The sequence below is a fragment of the Pseudomonas vranovensis genome (assembly GCF_040438935.1).
Classification (GTDB): domain Bacteria; phylum Pseudomonadota; class Gammaproteobacteria; order Pseudomonadales; family Pseudomonadaceae; genus Aquipseudomonas; species Aquipseudomonas vranovensis.
Window position 1 is genome coordinate 5,141,190 of sequence record NZ_CP159259.1, and the last position, 17,750, is coordinate 5,158,939.

General features: G+C 62.6%; 19 protein-coding genes and 2 pseudogenes. 11 read left to right on the forward strand and 10 right to left on the reverse strand.

Annotation, left to right across the window (positions count from 1 at the left end; all coding sequences use genetic code 11):
- Window positions 1–264 precede the first annotated feature (264 nt).
- Window positions 265–588 (forward strand): transcriptional regulator SutA, encoded by a 324-nt coding sequence (gene sutA, locus ABVN19_RS23730; RefSeq protein ID WP_105641035.1) that lies wholly within the window; start codon window positions 265–267, stop codon window positions 586–588.
- Between the two features lie 64 nt (window positions 589–652).
- Here sutA and ABVN19_RS23735 read toward each other — a convergent pair whose 3' ends face one another.
- From ABVN19_RS23735 to ABVN19_RS23760, 6 genes and pseudogenes are all read right to left on the reverse strand, one after another.
- Window positions 653–1,348, reverse strand: a complete 696-nt coding sequence (locus tag ABVN19_RS23735) for an HAD-IA family hydrolase (RefSeq protein ID WP_028942415.1) — start codon at window positions 1,346–1,348, stop codon at window positions 653–655.
- A complete protein-coding gene (gene xerC / locus ABVN19_RS23740) occupies window positions 1,345–2,244 on the reverse strand; it encodes a tyrosine recombinase XerC (protein ID WP_028942414.1) in 900 nt (299 codons plus the stop codon). Before xerC ends, ABVN19_RS23735 begins: the two co-directional genes overlap by 4 nt.
- The gene (locus ABVN19_RS23745; RefSeq protein WP_028942413.1) at window positions 2,244–2,981 is read right to left on the reverse strand and encodes a DUF484 family protein; all 738 of its coding nucleotides are present in this window, start codon (window positions 2,979–2,981) and stop codon (window positions 2,244–2,246) included. Before ABVN19_RS23745 ends, xerC begins: the two co-directional genes overlap by 1 nt.
- Before the next feature lie 13 nt (window positions 2,982–2,994).
- On the reverse strand, window positions 2,995–3,825 hold the full coding sequence (gene dapF, locus ABVN19_RS23750; RefSeq protein WP_105641034.1) for a diaminopimelate epimerase: 831 nt from the start codon (window positions 3,823–3,825) through the stop codon (window positions 2,995–2,997).
- Window positions 3,826–3,829: 4 nt separating this feature from the next.
- Complete coding sequence (lysA, locus tag ABVN19_RS23755) at window positions 3,830–5,077, reverse strand: diaminopimelate decarboxylase (RefSeq protein WP_028942411.1); 1,248 nt, start codon at window positions 5,075–5,077, stop codon at window positions 3,830–3,832.
- 12 nt (window positions 5,078–5,089) lie between these two features.
- A pseudogene (locus ABVN19_RS23760) lies at window positions 5,090–5,224 on the reverse strand (lipoprotein); the annotation flags it as partial.
- A gap of 193 nt (window positions 5,225–5,417) precedes the next feature.
- Here ABVN19_RS23760 and cyaY point away from each other — a divergent pair.
- From cyaY to rnk, 3 genes are all read left to right on the forward strand, one after another.
- On the forward strand, window positions 5,418–5,750 hold the full coding sequence (gene cyaY, locus ABVN19_RS23765; RefSeq protein WP_028942410.1) for an iron donor protein CyaY: 333 nt from the start codon (window positions 5,418–5,420) through the stop codon (window positions 5,748–5,750).
- Window position 5,751: 1 nt separating this feature from the next.
- Window positions 5,752–5,973 (forward strand): DUF1289 domain-containing protein, encoded by a 222-nt coding sequence (locus ABVN19_RS23770; protein WP_028942409.1) that lies wholly within the window; start codon window positions 5,752–5,754, stop codon window positions 5,971–5,973.
- A 133-nt stretch (window positions 5,974–6,106) separates the two neighbouring features.
- Window positions 6,107–6,526, forward strand: a complete 420-nt coding sequence (rnk, locus tag ABVN19_RS23775) for a nucleoside diphosphate kinase regulator (protein WP_028942408.1) — start codon at window positions 6,107–6,109, stop codon at window positions 6,524–6,526.
- Window positions 6,527–6,529: 3 nt separating this feature from the next.
- Here the strand turns inward: rnk and ABVN19_RS23780 are convergent, their stop codons facing one another.
- The 3 genes from ABVN19_RS23780 to ABVN19_RS23790 form a co-directional block, all read right to left on the reverse strand.
- The gene (locus ABVN19_RS23780; RefSeq protein WP_105641388.1) at window positions 6,530–9,379 is read right to left on the reverse strand and encodes a class I adenylate cyclase; all 2,850 of its coding nucleotides are present in this window, start codon (window positions 9,377–9,379) and stop codon (window positions 6,530–6,532) included.
- A 146-nt stretch (window positions 9,380–9,525) separates the two neighbouring features.
- Window positions 9,526–9,771: a TIGR02647 family protein gene (locus ABVN19_RS23785; RefSeq protein WP_028942406.1), complete on the reverse strand. Its 246-nt coding sequence runs from the start codon at window positions 9,769–9,771 to the stop codon at window positions 9,526–9,528.
- 84 nt (window positions 9,772–9,855) lie between these two features.
- The gene (locus ABVN19_RS23790) at window positions 9,856–10,140 is read right to left on the reverse strand and encodes a hypothetical protein (RefSeq protein WP_028942405.1); all 285 of its coding nucleotides are present in this window, start codon (window positions 10,138–10,140) and stop codon (window positions 9,856–9,858) included.
- A gap of 147 nt (window positions 10,141–10,287) precedes the next feature.
- On the opposite strand from ABVN19_RS23790, the gene ABVN19_RS23795 reads away from it, so the two are divergent.
- Window positions 10,288–10,950, forward strand: a complete 663-nt coding sequence (locus ABVN19_RS23795) for a glutathione S-transferase (RefSeq protein ID WP_105641475.1) — start codon at window positions 10,288–10,290, stop codon at window positions 10,948–10,950.
- 52 nt (window positions 10,951–11,002) lie between these two features.
- Here ABVN19_RS23795 and argH read toward each other — a convergent pair whose 3' ends face one another.
- Window positions 11,003–12,397, reverse strand: a complete 1,395-nt coding sequence (gene argH / locus ABVN19_RS23800; protein ID WP_028942403.1) for an argininosuccinate lyase — start codon at window positions 12,395–12,397, stop codon at window positions 11,003–11,005.
- Between the two features lie 216 nt (window positions 12,398–12,613).
- On the opposite strand from argH, the pseudogene ABVN19_RS23805 reads away from it, so the two are divergent.
- The 6 genes and pseudogenes from ABVN19_RS23805 to ABVN19_RS23830 all read left to right on the forward strand — a co-directional run.
- Window positions 12,614–12,721, forward strand: a pseudogene (locus ABVN19_RS23805) (sensor histidine kinase); the annotation flags it as partial.
- On the forward strand, window positions 12,718–13,464 hold the full coding sequence (locus tag ABVN19_RS23810; RefSeq protein WP_028942402.1) for a LytTR family DNA-binding domain-containing protein: 747 nt from the start codon (window positions 12,718–12,720) through the stop codon (window positions 13,462–13,464). The pseudogene ABVN19_RS23805 and the gene ABVN19_RS23810, both read left to right, overlap by 4 nt.
- Before the next feature lie 109 nt (window positions 13,465–13,573).
- Window positions 13,574–14,515 (forward strand): hydroxymethylbilane synthase, encoded by a 942-nt coding sequence (hemC, locus tag ABVN19_RS23815; RefSeq protein ID WP_028942401.1) that lies wholly within the window; start codon window positions 13,574–13,576, stop codon window positions 14,513–14,515.
- Entirely contained in the window at window positions 14,512–15,279 is a 768-nt protein-coding gene (locus ABVN19_RS23820; RefSeq protein ID WP_028942400.1) for a uroporphyrinogen-III synthase, read from the forward strand. Before hemC ends, ABVN19_RS23820 begins: the two co-directional genes overlap by 4 nt.
- 45 nt (window positions 15,280–15,324) lie before the next feature.
- Window positions 15,325–16,419: a uroporphyrinogen-III C-methyltransferase gene (locus tag ABVN19_RS23825; protein ID WP_028942399.1), complete on the forward strand. Its 1,095-nt coding sequence runs from the start codon at window positions 15,325–15,327 to the stop codon at window positions 16,417–16,419.
- Window positions 16,416–17,654: a heme biosynthesis HemY N-terminal domain-containing protein gene (locus ABVN19_RS23830; RefSeq protein ID WP_028942398.1), complete on the forward strand. Its 1,239-nt coding sequence runs from the start codon at window positions 16,416–16,418 to the stop codon at window positions 17,652–17,654. Before ABVN19_RS23825 ends, ABVN19_RS23830 begins: the two co-directional genes overlap by 4 nt.
- Window positions 17,655–17,750 lie beyond the last annotated feature (96 nt).

The window sequence follows — 17,750 nt, forward strand, 5'->3', positions numbered from 1 at the left end:
CTGTCCGCAAACTTCGCTACCCTTTGCTAGGCTTGCCATTGAGCAGGCTGATCACGCCAGGGTAGGTCGACGACGTACTGTCGGCAGCTCTTTTATTTTGTCAGGTCCTGCCAAGAGCGGGGCTTGCACGGCGTTCGCCATATGCCATGGCGCATGCCTGAGGTGGCGGCAAACCCGCGGCCCTTGAATTTTTTCCGGTAGCTGTCGATTCCCGGCGCTGCTGGTCTATAACTAATCTGCTTTTCGCAAGTCATGAGGTAGAACATGAGCGACGACGATCTGGAAACTGACGACCTCGAAGTAGGCGATGAAGACGAAGGCGATGAAGGCCTCGAAGCGGCAGCTGATGACGTAGCTGACGACAGCGGTGACGATAGCCCGGCTCCCGTTGCCAAGGGCAAGTCCAAGGCCGCCGTCTCGGTAGACGAGATGCCGAGCATGGAAGCCAAGCAGAAAGAACGTGATGCGCTGGCCAAGGCCATGGAAGAGTTCCTCTCCCGTGGTGGCAAGGTGCAGGAAGTGGAGGCCAACGTGGTCGCCGATCCGCCCAAGAAGCCAGACAACAAGTATGGCAGCCGCCCTATCTGAGTGGTTGCGTCAACACGAAAGCCCGCCGTCGCTGCGGGCTTTTTTGTGCGCGGCCGGAGTACGTTCAGCGCCAGCTGTTGAGCAGCTCGGGCAATTGCGACAGGCGCTGGATTTCGGCGTCAGGGCGGCTGTCGGCTTCCCAGGCCTTGCCTTGTGGGTTGAACCAGATCGCCCGCAGGCCGGCCCGCTGTGCCCCGGCAATATCATCGCCGGGATGGTCGCCGATATGCACGGCGGCGTGCGCTTCGACCTGGCCGTGGCGCAAGGCTTCGAGGAAGGGTTGCGGGTCGGGCTTGCCTACTCCCAGGTCCTCGGCGCAGAGGGCGAACTTGAAGTAGTCGGCCAGGCCCAGGCGGCGTACATCGGCATTGCCGTTGGTGACCACGCCGAGGGTGTAGTGGTGGCGCAGAATCTCCAGCACCGGCTGTACCTCGGGGAAGATGTCGATCTGGTGACGGGCATGCAGGAACACCTCGAACCCTTCGTTGGCAAGTTCCCGCGCCTTGTTCTCGCTGTAGCCGACATCTTCAAGGGCGTGGAACAGCACGCGCCGGCGCAAGGCGCTGATGCGGTGCTTGAGGCCGGGCTCGGCCAGTACCAGGCGCTCACGGATGGCGTACAGGTGCTCCACGGGGACGGCGCCAAGGTCCGGGGCGTTGGCGGCCAGCCAGTCGCGCAGGACGGCTTCGGCGCTGACGATCACCGGCGCGGTGTCCCACAAGGTATCGTCCAGGTCGAATGTGATCAGCTTGATACTCATGAATCGCTGCCCTTACTGCGTTTGGCCCGAGGGTGGGCGCTGTCATAGACAGCGGCCAGGTGCTGGAAATCAAGGTGAGTGTAGATCTGTGTGGTGGCGATGTCGGCATGGCCGAGCATCTCCTGCACTGCACGCAAATCCTGGGAAGACTCAAGCAGGTGGCTGGCAAAGGAGTGACGCAGCATGTGCGGGTGCAGGTTCTGGCCCAGCTCCCTGACACCGGCGGCCTGTACACGCATCTGGATGGCGCGTGGGCCGAGGCGTCGCCCTTGCTGGCTGACGAACACGGCACCGTCCTGCGGGCCGCTGCCGGCGCGCAGGGGCAGCCATTGCTCCAGGGCTTCGCGGGCCTTGCGACCGACCGGCAGTACCCGGGTCTTGCTGCCTTTGCCGTGTACCTGGACCAGGCCTGCCGGCAGGTCCAACTGGTCGATGTTCAGGCTGGTCAGCTCCGACAGGCGCAGGCCCGATGAGTAGAACAGTTCGAGCATGGCCTGGTCGCGACGGGCGAGAAAATCGTCCTCTACCCCGCCTTCGAGCAGCTGCAGGGCGCGGTCGGTGTCGAGGGTCTTGGGCAGGCGCCGCTCCCCCTTGGGTGCCGACAGGCCGTTGGCCGGGTCGTGGCTGCACAGGCCCTCGCGGTTCAGGTAGCGGTAGAAGCCGCGTACTGCTGAAAGCAGTCGTGCCAGGCTCCGCGAGGATTGCCCCTGGTGATGCTGGCGGGCGATGAACTGGCGAAGCTGCTGGATCTGCAGCGCGTTCCAGCTATCGATGCCGCTTTTGGTACAGAACGCCAGGACGTTTTCCAGGTCGCGGCGGTAGGCCAGCTGGGTGTGTTCGGACACCTGGCGTTCATTGCGCAGGTGCGCACTGAACGCCTGCAGCTGGCGCTCCATCAGCGCACCGGGCGCAGGGTCTGGGTGAAGCGCGGTACTACGCGGCCCAGCACTTCAGCAATGTAGCCGAGGAACAGGGTGCCGACCGTGCTCTTGTAGTGCTGCGGGTCACGGCTGCCAATCGCCAGCACGCCGTGCAGGCCCTGGTGGTTGAGGGTGGCGACGGCAGTGGAGCCGACTTCCTTGCGCTGTTCTGCGCCAAACAGGAAGTCCAGCTCATGCTCGCGCAGGTTGCCGCTGACGGTCTTGCCGCTGCACAGCAGCCCGCCAATGGCTTGCTGGGCGTCGGCACTGTTGACCCAGCGGCCGACCGGGGCGGCACTTTCGCCGAACAGGATGAGGCTGACGAAGGGCACCTTGAATTCCTGGCGCAGGCTGTCTTCGACAGCCATGACCACGCTTTCCAGGCTGTCGGCATCAAGCAGGTCGAGGATCAGGCGGCGGGTCTTGTCGAACAGACGGTCGTTGTCGCGGGCCACATCCATGAGTTGCGAAAGGCGGTGTCGCATCTCGATGTTGCGGTCGCGCAGCAGCTTGAGCTGGCGCTCCACCAGCGAGACGGTGTCGCCGCGCTGGTGGGGGATGTGCAGTTCGCTGAGCAGTTCATCATGCTCGGCGAAGAACGTCGGGTTGTCGCGCAGGTAGGCAACCACGGCTTCAGCCCCGAGGGTGGGCGTCGAGCCCTCGGCGCTAAGGTCGGTGGGCTGTTCGGCGGGAGCCTGGGGCTGATCGGTCATGGTCGATACTCACTCATAGACGAACCTGTCCTTCAAATACGCGTACGGCGGGGCCGGTCATCAGCACCGGCTTGCCGGGGCCGCCCCATTCGATGGACAGGCGTCCACCGGGCAGGTCGATCAACAGAGGCGAATCCATCCAGCCCTGGCTGATCGCCGCGACGGCGGCAGCACAGGCGCCAGTGCCGCAGGCCTGGGTTTCCCCTGCGCCGCGTTCCCAAACGCGCAATTGGGCGCGGTGGCGGTCGATGACCTGGATGAAGCCGACATTGACCCGCTGCGGGAAGCGCGGGTGGTGTTCGATCTTTGGCCCCAGTTCGTGAACCGGAGCGTTGTTGATGTCGTTGACGCGCAGTACGGCATGGGGGTTGCCCATCGATACTGCTGCCAGCTCGACCTGCTGCCCCTCCACGTCCAGCGGATAGCTCAGGGCCTGGGCCGGTGCATCGAACGGGATCTCGGCCGGTATCAGCCGCGGCGGGCCCATGTCGACGGAGATTTGCCCGTCGTTGCGCACGTCCAGTTCGATGATGCCGCCCTTGGTTTCGACGCGAATGCGCTTTTTCGCGGTCAGGCGCTTGTCCAGCACGAAGCGGGCAAAGCAGCGCGCACCGTTGCCGCACTGCTCGACCTCGGAGCCGTCGGCATTGAAGATCCGATAGCGGAAATCCACTTCCGGATTGCTTGGCGCCTCGACAATCAATAGCTGGTCGAAGCCGATGCCGGTATGCCGGTCGCCCCATTGTTTGGCGTGCTTGGGCAGGATGTGCGCATGCTGGCTGACCAGGTCCAGGACCATGAAGTCATTGCCCAGCCCATGCATCTTGGTAAAACGCAGCAGCATGGGATTACTCCGGCAACAGGCTTTCGCCGGCGAACAACTCGGCCACGGTTTCCCGGCGGCGTACTTCAAATGCCTGGTCGCCATCGACCAGGATTTCGGCGCAGCGGCCACGGGTGTTGTAGTTCGAGCTCATGACAAAACCATAGGCGCCCGCGGAATGAACAGCCAGCAGGTCGCTTTCGGCCAGGTTCAGCGTGCGTTCCTTGGCCAGGAAGTCACCGGTTTCACAGATCGGCCCGACCACATCGTAGGAGCGACCTTCGCCGGCGCGCGGCTGTACGGCGGTGACGTCCATCCAGGCCTGGTACAGGGCCGGGCGGATCAGGTCGTTCATGGCCGCATCGACGATGGCGAAGTCTTTGTGTTCGGTGTGCTTGAGGTACTCGACGCGGGTCAGCAGTACGCCGGCGTTGGCCACGATGTAGCGACCCGGCTCGAAGACCAGGGCCAGGTCGCGGCCGTCAACGCGCTCGCGAATGGCCTTAATGTAGTCACCGGCCAGTGGCGGCTCTTCGTCGCGGTAGCGCACGCCGACACCGCCGCCCAGGTCCAGGTGACGCAAGTGGATGCCGCAGTCGCCGAGGCGGTCGATCAGCGCCAGCAGGCGGTCGAGGGCGTCGAGGAAAGGGTCCAGGGTGGTCAGTTGCGAGCCGATGTGGCAGTCGACACCGACTACCTCCAGGTTCGGCAGTTGGGCCGCGCGAATGTAGACCTCTTCGGCATCGGCGATGGCAATGCCGAACTTGTTCTCTTTAAGGCCGGTGGAGATGTACGGGTGGGTACCGGCATCGACGTCCGGGTTGACCCGCAGCGAAATTGGCGCACGAACTCCCATTTCGGCAGCGACCACCTGGAGGCGTTCCAACTCGTCGGTGGATTCGACGTTGAAGCAGTGCACACCGACTTCCAGCGCGCGGCGCATGTCTTCGCGGGTCTTGCCGACACCGGAGAAAACCACGCGATCGGCACGTCCACCGGCGGCCAGAACACGCTCCAGCTCGCCGCCGGAAACGATGTCGAAACCTGCACCCAGGCGGGCCAGCAGGTTCAGCACGCCAAGGTTGGAGTTGGCCTTGACGGCGAAGCAGACCAGGTGCGAAACGCCCTGCAGGGCGTCGGTGTAGCTACGGTACTGGGCCTCGATGTGGGCGCGCGAGTAGACGTAGGTAGGTGTGCCGAAACGATCGGCGATGGCCGACAAGGCCACACCTTCCGCGAACAGTTCACCGTCGCGGTAGTTGAAAGCGTCCATGGTTTACCCTTACTGATGCTGGTGCGATTGCGATTTCTTGCCGTCTTTGCTGTCGTCTGGCAGGTACAGCGGGCCCTTCTGGCCACAGGCGGAAACGAGGCAGGCAACCGCGACGAGCGCCGCGAGGGTGGAGATCAGGCGCTTCATGGCGTAATCCTTTGAAATAAGCAGTATTGCGCCCGAGTATACCGAGCACCTGGCGCCTTGCCTATGCAGGCGCCCCGCCGTCGGGCGGGGGGAGCTGCGGGGGTAGGGGCGGGGCGTTATCCTTTGCATTCGGTGCGCGGCACTCGTATCTTGCCCGGCTTGCGTGTGTGCAGACATTTTTGAGGTTCTTGCAATGAGTTTGACCGAAGCGCGTTTTCACGACCTGGTCGATGCGACCCAACAGGCACTGGAAGATCTGTTCGATGACACTGACCTGGATCTGGATATGGAGAACTCCGCTGGGGTCCTGACTATCAAGTTCGACAACGGCAGCCAATTGATCTTCAGCCGCCAGGAGCCGCTGCGCCAGCTGTGGCTGGCCGACAAGTCCGGTGGTTTCCACTTCGACTACGACGAACAGAACGGCAAGTGGACCTGCGAGAAGACCGAAGAGCTGCTGGGCGAGATGCTCGAGCGCATCGTCTGGGAGCGGGTGGGTGAGAAGCTCGATTTCGAAGAGATCTGAGATGAGTACCCCGCCGAAGCCGGCCAAGCCGCTCTACAGCAATGCCAGCCCGGCCGTGCCGTCGCCTTGCATCAGCACCTGCCGGCTGGATGAGCACAAGGTCTGTATCGGCTGTTATCGCCATGTCGAAGACATTCGCCAGTGGCGCTCTGCCGATGACCAGCGCCGCCGGCAGATCTGCCAGGAAGCCCAGGCCCGTCGAGAACTGGCCGAATTGGCGTAGACCCTTCAGCTATTGTGTATTTAATTGGCTGTGGTAGTGTCGATCTTGCTTCGGCAGTGCCGAATTCCTGCAAACCCCGCCCTTGGGCGGGGTTTTGCTTTATATCGCTCAAAAAAAGGAGTCTGACTGGATCATGAGCACCAAGCCTTCCATTATCGTCACCCGATTGGACGTACAGCGTCTCGAGCGTCTGATCGACAGCCTCGATGAAAAGACGCAGGAGTCGCCGGGTGTGCTCGCCTTGCAGGACGAGCTGGACCGCGCCGATCAGGTCGGTCACGAGGAGGTTCCGGCCGGTGTCGTGACCATGAACTCCCGGGTTCATTGCCGCGAAGAAGCCAGCGGCAAGGACTATCACCTGACGTTGGTGTACCCGAAAGACGCCAATGCCGACGAAGGCAAGATCTCGATCCTTGCACCGATCGGCAGCGCGCTGCTGGGCTTGTCGGTGGGCGAGCAGATCGACTGGCCTGCGCCGGGCGGCAAGACCCTCAAGCTCAAATTGCTGGAAGTCGAATACCAGCCAGAAGCTGCCGGCAACTTCGACCTCTGAGCTTCAGACCTGCGCCAGGGCTTCGTTGAGCGAACGCTCCAGTTCGCCCTTGTAGCGCAGGTAGAGCAAGCTCGATCCTTGCCCATCGGCGAGCAGGCCGGATAGGTCAAGGTCGGTGATATAGCAACGATAGCGCTCGGTTTCCCGGCGCTGCTCGATGATCTCCCGGGCGACCATGACATACAGCTGGTCGCCATGCTCGAGCGCTGAAAACTCCCGCTGGTTGCAGTACAGCGTAACCTGGACAGCGTCGCCGATGCCGGGTTGCACGATGGCCTGCACGTCATAGAACCGCGTCTCGACGCCCAAGCTCGGCACTGGCCGGGAGGTGGCAGTTCGAGCTTTGCCCGGGCCTGCAGGCGTCAGCTGATAGTAGAGAACCTCCAGCGAGCCCTGGCTGTGCAGGTTGGCCAGCGGCAGGCGAGCGTCACGGCGAAAGATGATCGACTGCAAGAAGCGCTGCAAGGGCAGCAGCAAGCTGCTCTCGTGATGAAACGGCAGGCGCTGTTGCCACAGGGCGTTGTGTTCATCCAGCACATAGAGATCTGCCCAGGCATCCTGAACCCGATAGAACACTTGAATGCAGTGGGGTAAACCCAGGGGCAGAACCTGCGCCAGTTCCAGCTCCTGAAGGGCGTTGGCATCCAGGTGCAACGGGCTGTAGTCGACACGCTCTTCGCACAGGTAGCCCAGCAGGGCCCTGTGGTCGTCCAGGGTTACCAGCTCGACTGCACCGGCTTGCAGTTCCAGCACGTGGGTGTGGTGCTGGACCTGCAACAGGTATCGGTGGTTCTGGCCCTGGCCGAGCAGCGCCTGGGCAGTGGTGAATACCTCTTCGACCCGCTGGGCGATGGCCTGGGCCCGGTTATGACAGAAGCAGCGCACCCGCAACAGAGGCCGATGTGCTGTGTTGTCCAGGCTGTTGAGGTAGTCGCGCAGGCAGCGCATCAGCGCATGTTCGCCGTCGTAGCGCTGGACCTGTACTTCGTTCCAGCTGTTGAGCGTGACCTGATCGAGCGTCAGCACCAGGTTTTCGCGCACCCCGGCATAACTGAGCGAATCGGTGCGTTCGGTGGTCATCAGGATATTCAGGTCGCGGTGCTGCTGCAGTGGGTCGACCCCGACGTTGACCAGCAGCAGCATCTCATCGGCTACGCTCGGTTGCAGCAGGCGCTGATCGCTGACCGCGGGCAATGGCAGGGCCAGGCTCTGTTGCAGGCTGCCGAGCAGGTTGAACAGCTCGTATTCACTCAGGTCGCTGGCACCTGGGTGCAGGGCCAGGCGAGTGCTGCTGTCAATGACGCCGTTGCGGTGGGCCCAGGTCAGTAGCTCGAGTAATTGATGGCAGCGTTTGATCGGTGTGAAGTGCTCCCACTCATGGATGCCCAGGTTGCCATTGTACAAACCCCAGTGCTGCTGCCCGGGCTCTTTGCGATTGGGCGCCTGCACCAGGGTCAGGGTGTCTTCGGCCAGGTCCGGGGCTACACCGGGATTGATGAATTCGATTTTGCCGGCACGGCGCTCGAAGGCTGCATACAAACGCCGGCCCAGCACGCTGAGGTCGCGCTGGTCGATACGGTTGATGGCGTTGCGGGTGCGGGCGAACTGGCAGAGAAAGCGGTAGCTGTAGTTCAGCTCGGCGACCAGTGCCCGCCGTTCAACGGCGACTTGGCGCACTTTCCACTGGCTGCGGCTGTCGAGCAGGGCCAACTGGCGTTCATCCCATCCCCATTCCTGGCTCAGACGCTGCAGCAGCGTGCGCTGCCAGCTGTTGGTGCGAACTGGCGCCAGGCTGCTGAGCTTTTTGTTGACCTTCAGGTACAGGCTGCGTCGTACCAGCTCCAATCGCTCATTTTCACCGCGCCCAAGCAGGTACTGCTCGATACGTCGATACACCATCATGTAAGGGTCGAGTTCATCAAGGTCCAGGCGGTTGGCAAATACCGCCTGTTTGAAGTGCAGGCTCAGGCACTGCCCTTGGGGATACTCGCTGGCATAGACCTCGATCAGCAGCAGCTTGAGCACAGACTTGTAGGGGGATTCGATGCCCTTGAACAGTTGCCACAGCCCGGCGCCGACGAACTCGCCAGGCGGAATGTGTGCCAGGTGGCCCAGGTCCAGGTTGTCTTCGGCGCGCACGAAGCGCTTTGAAAGCAGGGTCTGGATGTAATCCCGGTAGCGTGTCTCTTCATACACAGGGACCAGCCACCACAGCGGGGTGCGCCCGGCCAGCCAGATGGCGGTGCGGTAGAACTCATCGAGCAGCAGGTAATGCTGGGTAGTGCCGCAGTCGTCGGAACTGAGCTGGCTGTCGCGCTCACCTTGCACGAAGCTCTGTGGCTCGATCAGAAACAGGTGCGCTTCAGCGCCCTGGTTGGCGGCCCAGGCCTCCAGCAGCTGGCATTTTTTGCGCAGTTCGGCCAAGCCGTTTTCGTCGAGTGCGGCGTCATGGCAGACCCACACGTCCATATCGCTCTGCTCGGCCTGGGCGAGGGTGCCCAGGCTGCCCATCAGGAACAGGCCGAGGATCGGCTGTGGTGGCTTGCCGCGCCGCGCCTTGTAAGAGAACGAGCGAGTCAGGCGCTGGGCTTCGGCAAGCACCTGTGCGTCCGGCTCAAAACCCGAGACGCCCGCAGGCGTAGCACTGGAAACATAGCCGGGCAGCAGCGGGTGATTGACGTGAAGGAACAGCGGTAGCAGCGTCAGGACCAGTTGCTGGCGGCTGGACAAGCCCTCCCTGGCACGCTCCAGGCGCCCTTGATTGAGCGTGAGGAAGCGCGTGCGCAGTTGGCTGAGCACTTTGCGGTCGATGCCCTCGTCGAGGTCGGGGCGGATTTCATGGGGGTGGTTCATGCGCGCTGGAACTGGCCGTCAGGGAAGCACCGGCGAGTTTAGCTGTTGTGGCAGGGTTTTTGACGCCATTTTACTAGCGCCGGACGCATCGCGGGGCAAGCCCGCTCCTATCGATAGGAGCGGGCTTGCCCCGCGATCTACAAATATCAGGCCGGCTGGGCGACTTTCAGGATGGTCAGCAATTGTTGTGCGTGCTCTGCCGCATCATGCCCCAGGCTGGTCAGGTAGCCGCCATCGGGCTGGTCGGTCAGTTGTTTGTCGTACAGGCGCTTGGCTGCAGCAATGAGCTCTTTGGAGGCAGTGTTATGGACCTTGATTCCTTCCTGGCTGCTATCCAGGTTGAACAGGGCAAGGACTTCAAGCTCGGCAATCAGATCGGGGGTAAACGACATAGTGACTCCGACTTCCAGACAAGGAGGGCAGCACCGTCGCCGGTGCCTGGCTTTGCAGTGTAGTCAGGGAAATCCGCTTTTGCTTCAGTCCTTTTCCGGCGGCAGCTCGGGCAGGGCGCGCAGGGCGGTTTCGTACCATTCGGTATTGAACGCTCGGTCCTCATCGAGCATGGCGTCGATCTCGATCGCCAGCACGTGGGCCATCAGGTTGAGAATGTCGTCACGTTCGTAACCCACCAGGGTCAGCTTGTTGAAGGTGGCCTTGGCCGCAGGCGGGTTGTCGCTTTCGATCTGGTTTTCGATGGCCTGGATCAGGGTCGACTCGGCGAATTCTTCTTCATCGTTGTCGATTTCGTTGTGCTCGCTCATGGGCGGACTCCTCGGGATGGATGCTCAGTTTGCCACGGCGTTATCGGCAATGCCTGGCTATCGACAATCGCCATGATGCTGGTCAGTACCTCTGGCTGGGGCTATAACTGCCCCGCCAACCCCCTTTACGGCCTGGAGGCTGTTTTCATGCTCAAGCTTCATGGATTCGCAGTCAGCAACTACTACAACATGGTCAAACTGGCGCTGCTGGAAAAGGGCATCCCGTTCGAAGAGGTGCTGTTTTTTGGCGGCCAGAGCCCGGAAGCCTTGAAGGTAAGCCCGCGAGGCAAGGTGCCGGTGCTGGAAACCGAGCACGGCTTTCTCAGCGAAACCAACCTGATCCTTGAGTACATCGAGCAGACCCAAGTGGGCAAGGCCCTGCTGCCGGCGAACCATTTCGAACAGTTCAAGGTGCGTGAGCTGGCAAAGGAGATCGAGTTGTACATCGAGCTGCCTGCCCGGGCTTGCTTCCCCGAGGCGTTTTTTGGCGCCAAGGTCGATCCGGCGATAAAGGAAAAAGCGAAGGCCGAGTTGTTGGCCGGTGTGGCAACGCTCAAGCGCAACGGCAAGTTCGCGCCGTATGTGGCGGGCAGCGAAATGACCATCGCCGACATGCTGTTCTGCTTCAGCGTCGATCTGGCCAGTGCAGTGGGCAAGGATGTCTTCGATCTGGATCTGCTGGCGGACTTCCCGGAGGCCAAGGCCCTGCTCAAGCACTTCAGGCAGAATCCCAACGTGCAGAAAATCATCGCAGACAAGGACGCGCAGATGCCCGCATTCCTTGAGATGGTGCGCAGCGGCAAGCGCTGACGGCTGATGCAACAGGCTCGCGGCAGGATGCCGACGAGCCTGGGCATGGGGCTTAGCGGCTGGCCAGCAGTGCCTGGCCGCGCGCCACGGCAGCGCGCACCTGGGCCGGTGCGGTACCGCCGATATGGTCACGTGCGTTGACCGAGCCTTCGAGGGTCAGCACGGCAAAGACGTCCTGCTCGATCTGGTCGCTGAACTGGCGCAGTTCGTCCAGGCTCATTTCGGCCAGGTCCTTGCCGGTATCGACACCATACTTGACCGCGTGACCGACGATTTCGTGGCAATCACGGAACGGCAGGCCGCGGCGCACCAGGTAGTCGGCAAGGTCGGTGGCGGTGGAGAAACCACGCAGCGCTGCTTCGCGCATGATGGCATGACGCGGCTTGATTGCCGGGATCATGTCGGCAAAGGCCCGCAGCGAGTCGCGCAGGGTGTCGGCGGCGTCGAAAAGCGGTTCCTTGTCTTCCTGGTTGTCCTTGTTGTAGGCCAGGGGCTGGCCTTTCATCAGGGTCAGCAGGCCGGTGAGGGCGCCGAACACGCGGCCGGTCTTGCCGCGAACCAGCTCCGGGACGTCCGGGTTCTTTTTCTGCGGCATGATCGAGCTGCCGGTGCAGAAGCGATCAGGCAGGTCGATGAACTGGAACTGGGCGCTGGTCCACAGCACCAGCTCTTCGGAGAAGCGCGACAGGTGCATCATCGCGACGCTGGCAGCAGCGCAGAATTCGATGGCGAAATCGCGGTCGGAAACGCCGTCCAGCGAGTTGCCGCCCACGGCTTCGAAACCCAGCAGCTGGCAGGTCAGTTCACGGTCGATCGGGTAGGTGGTGCCAGCCAGCGCAGCGCTGCCCAGGGGCATGCGGTTGGTGCGCTTGCGGCAGTCGACCAGGCGCTCGTAGTCGCGGCTGAGCATCTCGAACCAGGCCAGCAGGTGGTGACCGAAGGTGACCGGCTGAGCGGTCTGCAAGTGGGTGAAGCCGGGCATGATGGTCTCGGCTTCACGCTCGGCCTGCTCCAGCAGGCCCTGCTGCAGGCGCGTGATTTCGGCCAGGATCTGGTCGATCTCGTCACGCAGCCACAGGCGGATATCGGTGGCGACCTGGTCGTTGCGGCTGCGGCCGGTGTGCAGCTTTTTACCGGTGATGCCGATGCGGTCGGTCAGGCGTGCTTCGATGTTCATGTGCACGTCTTCGAGGTCGACGCGCCAGTCGAAGTTGCCGGCCTCGATTTCAGCCTGGATGGTCTTGAGGCCGTCGATGATAGTGTCGCGCTCGGCGTCTGTGAGCACGCCGACCTTCGCCAGCATGGTGGCGTGGGCGATCGAACCCATGATGTCGTGGCGGTACAGGCGCTGGTCGAAGTTGACGGAGGCGGTGAAACGGGCGACGAAGGCGTCGACGGGCTCACTGAAGCGGCCGCCCCAGGACTGATTGGTCTTGTCGGTGCTCATGGATTCACTCGTTGAAGGCGTGAACGGAAAAGTGGTGCCGATAATAGCAGGGTTGGCACCCGCACCGCAGGACTGCGGTCGGGGCAAATACGGGTTAATGCGGGTTTGTGTCGCAGGGGGTGGCGGGTAACAGGATATTTAACGATTGAACGGCAGCGTTCCGGCAACCGTCTACAGTTGGACAGAGGCGTGGCATGTTTCCTGCCGCGCCAGTGAATCTTTAGCCATCGTGCGAGTCTGAGCGTGGATCGCCGTGACGGTCGTCACCTCACCTGTCTACGCTATCCTTGTGCGAGACTCACGCAGGAATCCAGCGCAATATGAATGTCCTGATCGTTGATGACGAACCCCAAGCCCGGGAACGCTTGAGCCGACTGCTCGGTGAACTGGAGGGCTATACCGTGCTGGAGCCCAGCGCCACCAATGGCGAAGAGGCCCTGGCCCTGATTGACAGCCTCAAGCCCGAGGTGGTCTTGCTGGACATCCGCATGCCGGGCCTTGATGGCCTTCAGGTCGCTGCTCGTCTGTGTGAGCGCGAAGCCCCGCCTGCCGTGGTGTTCTGTACCGGGGATGATGAATTCACCCTGGAGTCGTTCAAGGACAGTACCTTGGGCTATGTGTTGAAGCCGGTGCAGCCGGACAACCTGCGCGAAGCCTTGAAAAAGGCCGAGCGCCCGAGTCGGGTACAGCTGGCGGCGCTGACACGTCCTGCCGCCGAAAGCGGCAGCGGTCCGCGCAGCCATATCAGCGCCCGGACCCGCAAGGGCATTGAGTTGATTCCACTGGACCAGGTGATCTATTTCATCGCCGACCACAAGTACGTGACCCTGCGTCACGAAGGTGGCGAAGTCCTGCTGGATGAACCGCTCAAGGCCCTTGAAGACGAGTTTGGCGAGCGATTCGTGCGTATTCACCGCAATGCACTGGTTGCCCGCAGTCGCATCGAGCGCCTGCAGCGCACGCCCCTTGGGCATTTTCAGTTGTTTCTCAAGGGCCTCAATGGCGACGCCCTGATTGTCAGCCGCCGCCATGTTGCGGGCGTGCGCAAGATGATGCAGCAGCTTTGAGGTTGCCGCGTGCAGCCAGGGACGGCCGGCTGCTCTCGTGATTTAGATCTGCAAGCGGGTTGGGTTGAACTGTTATCATCGGGCGAATCTATCTCGTACGGATCGTTCCATGTCCACTCGCGAAATCCGCATTGCCACCCGCAAAAGTGCCTTGGCCCTGTGGCAGGCCGAATATGTCAAATCCCGTCTGGTGCAGGCGCATCCTGGTCTGATCGTGACCTTGGTACCGATGGTCAGCCGTGGCGACAAGCTGCTGGACTCGCCCCTGTCGAAAATCGGCGGCAAAGGCTTGTTCGTCAAGGAGCTTGAAACCGCGCTGCTGGACAACCAGGCCGACATTGCCGTGCACTCGATGAAAGACGTGCCGATGGACTTCCCGCAGGGCCTGGGCCTGTACTGCATCTGCGAGCGTGAAGACCCGCGTGACGCCTTCGTTTCCAATACCTTCAAGAGCCTAGACGACCTGCCCGCCGGCAGCGTGGTAGGCACCTCCAGCCTGCGCCGCCAGGCCCAGCTGCTGACTCGCCGCCCGGATCTCGAGATCCGCTTTCTGCGCGGCAACGTCAACACCCGCCTGGCCAAGCTCGACGCGGGTGAATATGACGCGATCATCCTCGCGGCCGCAGGCCTCATTCGTCTTGGCTTTGAAGATCGCATCACCTCCGGCATCAGCGTTGACGACAGCCTGCCCGCTGGTGGCCAGGGTGCCGTGGGTATCGAATGCCGTAGCGCCGATACCGAGATCCACGCGCTGCTGGCGCCGCTGCACCACCAGGACACCGCAGACCGCGTGGTAGCAGAGCGCGCGCTGAACAAGCACCTCAATGGCGGCTGCCAGGTGCCGATTGCCTGTTACGCCGTGCTCGAAGGCGATCAATTGTGGCTGCGTGGCCTGGTGGGCGAACCTAGCGGCGGCAAGCTGCTGACAGCCCAGGCGCGCGCATCGCGCGCCGATGCAGAAGCCTTGGGTGTTCAGGTCGCTGAAGACCTGCTCAAGCAAGGTGCCGAAGATATTCTGAAGGCGGTGTACGGCGAGGCCGGCCACCCGTGAGGACCTGGCGCCTGCTCCTGACCCGGCCGGCTGAAGAATGTACTGCGCTGGCCCAGATACTCGCTGAACAGGGAGTGGCCAGCAGCAGCCTGCCATTGCTCGATATCGAGCCGCTGCCGCTGGATCAACCCGAGCTCGACACGCTACGCCATCTTGATCGGTATGCCGCGATCATCGTGGTCAGCAAGCCAGCGGCCCGCCTCGGGCTGGCCGCGCTTTCGCCGTTCTGGCCGCAACTGCCGGCCCAGGCCTGGTTCACGGTGGGAGCTGCGTCTGCACAAATTCTGCAGGACCATGGCTGTCAGGTCAGTTATCCCCAGGCTGGTGACGATAGCGAGGCACTGCTAGCGCTACCGGCGCTGCACCAGGCCATTGCCTGCACAGCACCGCGGGTGCTGATCATGCGGGGCGAAGGGGGGCGTGAATTGCTCGCCGAGCGTCTCGCTGAACTAGGTGCTAGTGTCGAATATCTGCAACTCTATCGCCGATTCCTGCCGGTTTACCCGAGCAATGCGCTGTCTGCGCGCGTTAGCGGGGAACGCCTGAATGGCCTGGTGGTCAGCAGTGGGCAGGGTCTTGAACACTTGCAGCAACTGGCTGCCGGTGATTGGCCGCAATTGGCGCAGTTGCCGCTGTTCGTGCCCAGCCCTCGTGTTGCGGCGCAGGCCCGCGATGCCGGGGCCCGGAATGTAGTGGATTGTCGCGGTGCCAGCGCCGCGGCTTTGTTGGCAGCGCTGCAGCAAACACCTGCACCTGCCCCCTGAGGCGCTAAGCTGATTGGCGACGAGCCCAATGCAAAGGATGGATACGTGAGCGAAACTGTCTTGCCCAACGATGACCTGCAATCGACGCCTGAGGCGTCTGAACCTACCGCCGCCACGCCGGGCAAGCGCTCGGGCAACGGCTTGGCGATCCTGGCCTTGCTGCTCGGTGCAGCGGGTGTTGCTGTAGGAGGGTGGGGTGTTTGGCAGGTGCGCCAGCTTCAGGGCACCGAACAGGGTCAGGGTCAGTACCTGCAAGGTCTGAGTGAGAAGACTCAGGCACTGCAGTTGCGCGAGCAGCAAATCTCTGCGCAGCTTGCCAGCCTGCCTGCTGCCACCGAACTGGAAGATCGCCGCCGCCTGGTGGCGCAACTGCAGGGCGACCAGCAGCGGTTGAGCCAGCGCCTGGAGACTATCCTGGGTGCCAGCCGCAAGGACTGGCGCCTGGCTGAAGCCGAACACCTGTTGCGTCTGGCCAGCCTGCGTTTGTCGGCCTTGCAGGACATCGTCAGCGCCCGTGCGCTGGTCCAGGGCGCCGATGATATTCTGCGTGAGCAGAGCGACCCGGGAGCATTTGCCGCCCGTGAGCAGCTGGCCAAGAGCCTGGCGACCCTCAACAGCGTCCAGCAGCCGGATCGCACCGGGTTGTTCCTCAAGCTCGCCGCCCAACGTGAGCAAGTGCAGCAACTCAGTGCCCTGTCCCCGGAATTTGAAAGCAATGCCGATGCCCTGGGTGCATTGACTGCCGACGGTGACGGTGCCAGTCGCTGGTCGCAATGGTGGGCGGAGCTGTCGAAGTACTTCCAGATCGACTTCAATGCCGACGATAACATCCGCCCACTGCTTGCTGGGCAGTCGCTCAACCAACTGCGCCTGGCCCTGAGCCTGACCCTCGAGCAGGCCCAGTGGGCGGCGCTCAACGGAGAGGCCAAGGTCTACACCCAGGCACTGGATGATGCACGCAGCGTGCTGCTGGCCAACTTCAATCCGGACAACCCGCAAAGCAAGGCAATGCTCGACAGCCTCAACGCCTTGGCCAACGAGCCGGTCTCGGTGGTGGTGCCTGACCTGGCCGACAGCCTCAGTGCGGTCCAGGCCTACCTGGAGCGTCGGCACCTGCCGGTCGAGGAGGCCAAGCCATGAAGCGCGTGTACCTGCTGATGGTGGTGGCCATTGCAGCCGCTGCCGCACTCGGGGTCGCGATCGCCAAACATAGCGGTTACGTACTGATTTCCTATGGCAACTTTCGCTATCAATCGGGCCTGTGGGCCGCGCTGGCGGCGCTGGCGGCAATCCTGTTGCTGGTATTGCTGGTGCGCTACCTGGTTGGCCTGGTGCTGACCTCCAGCGGTGTGGTCAATCCCTGGTCACGGCGCAACCGCAGCCGTCGCACCCGGTTGGCCATAGAGCAGGGGCAGCTGGACCTTGCCGAAGGGCGCTGGTCCAGTGCCCAGCGTCACCTCCATCGTGCTGCCGAGGCCGAGCGCCAACCGCTGTTGTACTACCTTGGGGCGGCGCGGGCAGCCAATGAACTGGGGCGTATCGAAGACCGCGACAAGCTGCTTGAGCGCGCACTGGAGCGCCAGCCAGAAGCAGAACTGGCCATCGCGCTGAGCCATGCGCAAATGCAGATGGACAACGGTGAAAGCGAGGCAGCGCTGGAAACCTTGCAAGCGATGCAGGAGCGTCACCCGCATAACGCCCAGGTACTGCGGCTGCTGCAGCGCTTGTACCGCGAACGGGGTGACTGGTCGGCGCTCATCCGTTTGTTGCCGGAGCTGCGCAAGGGGAAAGTGCTTCCGACTGCCGAGCTGGAAGAGCTGGAGCGGCGTTCCTGGGGGGAAAACCTCTCCCTTGCCGCCAGCCGTGAAGGGGAGGAGCACAGTGCGCGGCAGTCCCTGGAGCGCGCCTGGCAGCAATTGACGGCTGCCCAGCGCCAGGAGCCGCAACTGGTGCTGGCCTATGCCGAGCAACTGCGCCAGCTGGGCGCCGAGAGTGAGGCAGAAGAGGCGCTGCGCACGGCGCTCAAGCGTCAGTATGAAAGCCACCTTGCCAGGCTCTACGGCCTGGTGCGCGGCGCCGATCTGGCGCGCCAGCTGCAGACGGCCGAGGGATGGCTCAAGCAACATGGTGATGATCCCAGCTTGTTGCTCACGCTAGGTCGGTTGAGCCTGCAGAACCGTCTGTGGGGCAAGGCCCGTGATTATCTGGAAAGCAGTTTGCGATTGCAGCGTAATCCCGAGGCGTGTGCCGAACTGGCCCGTTTGTTGGCCGGGCTAGGTGATACGGACCGGAGTAACCAACTGTTCCAGGAAGGCCTTGGCCTGCTCGATGATCGCCTGTTGGCATTGCCGTTGCCAGACACGGTACGCGCTTGAGTAACCCTTGGGCTCGCGCCAAGCCGCGAGCCCAAGCTGTTATCGAAATATCCTACATGCACGTGAGTTTTTTCTTTAGGCGCTCAAAGAAAACTC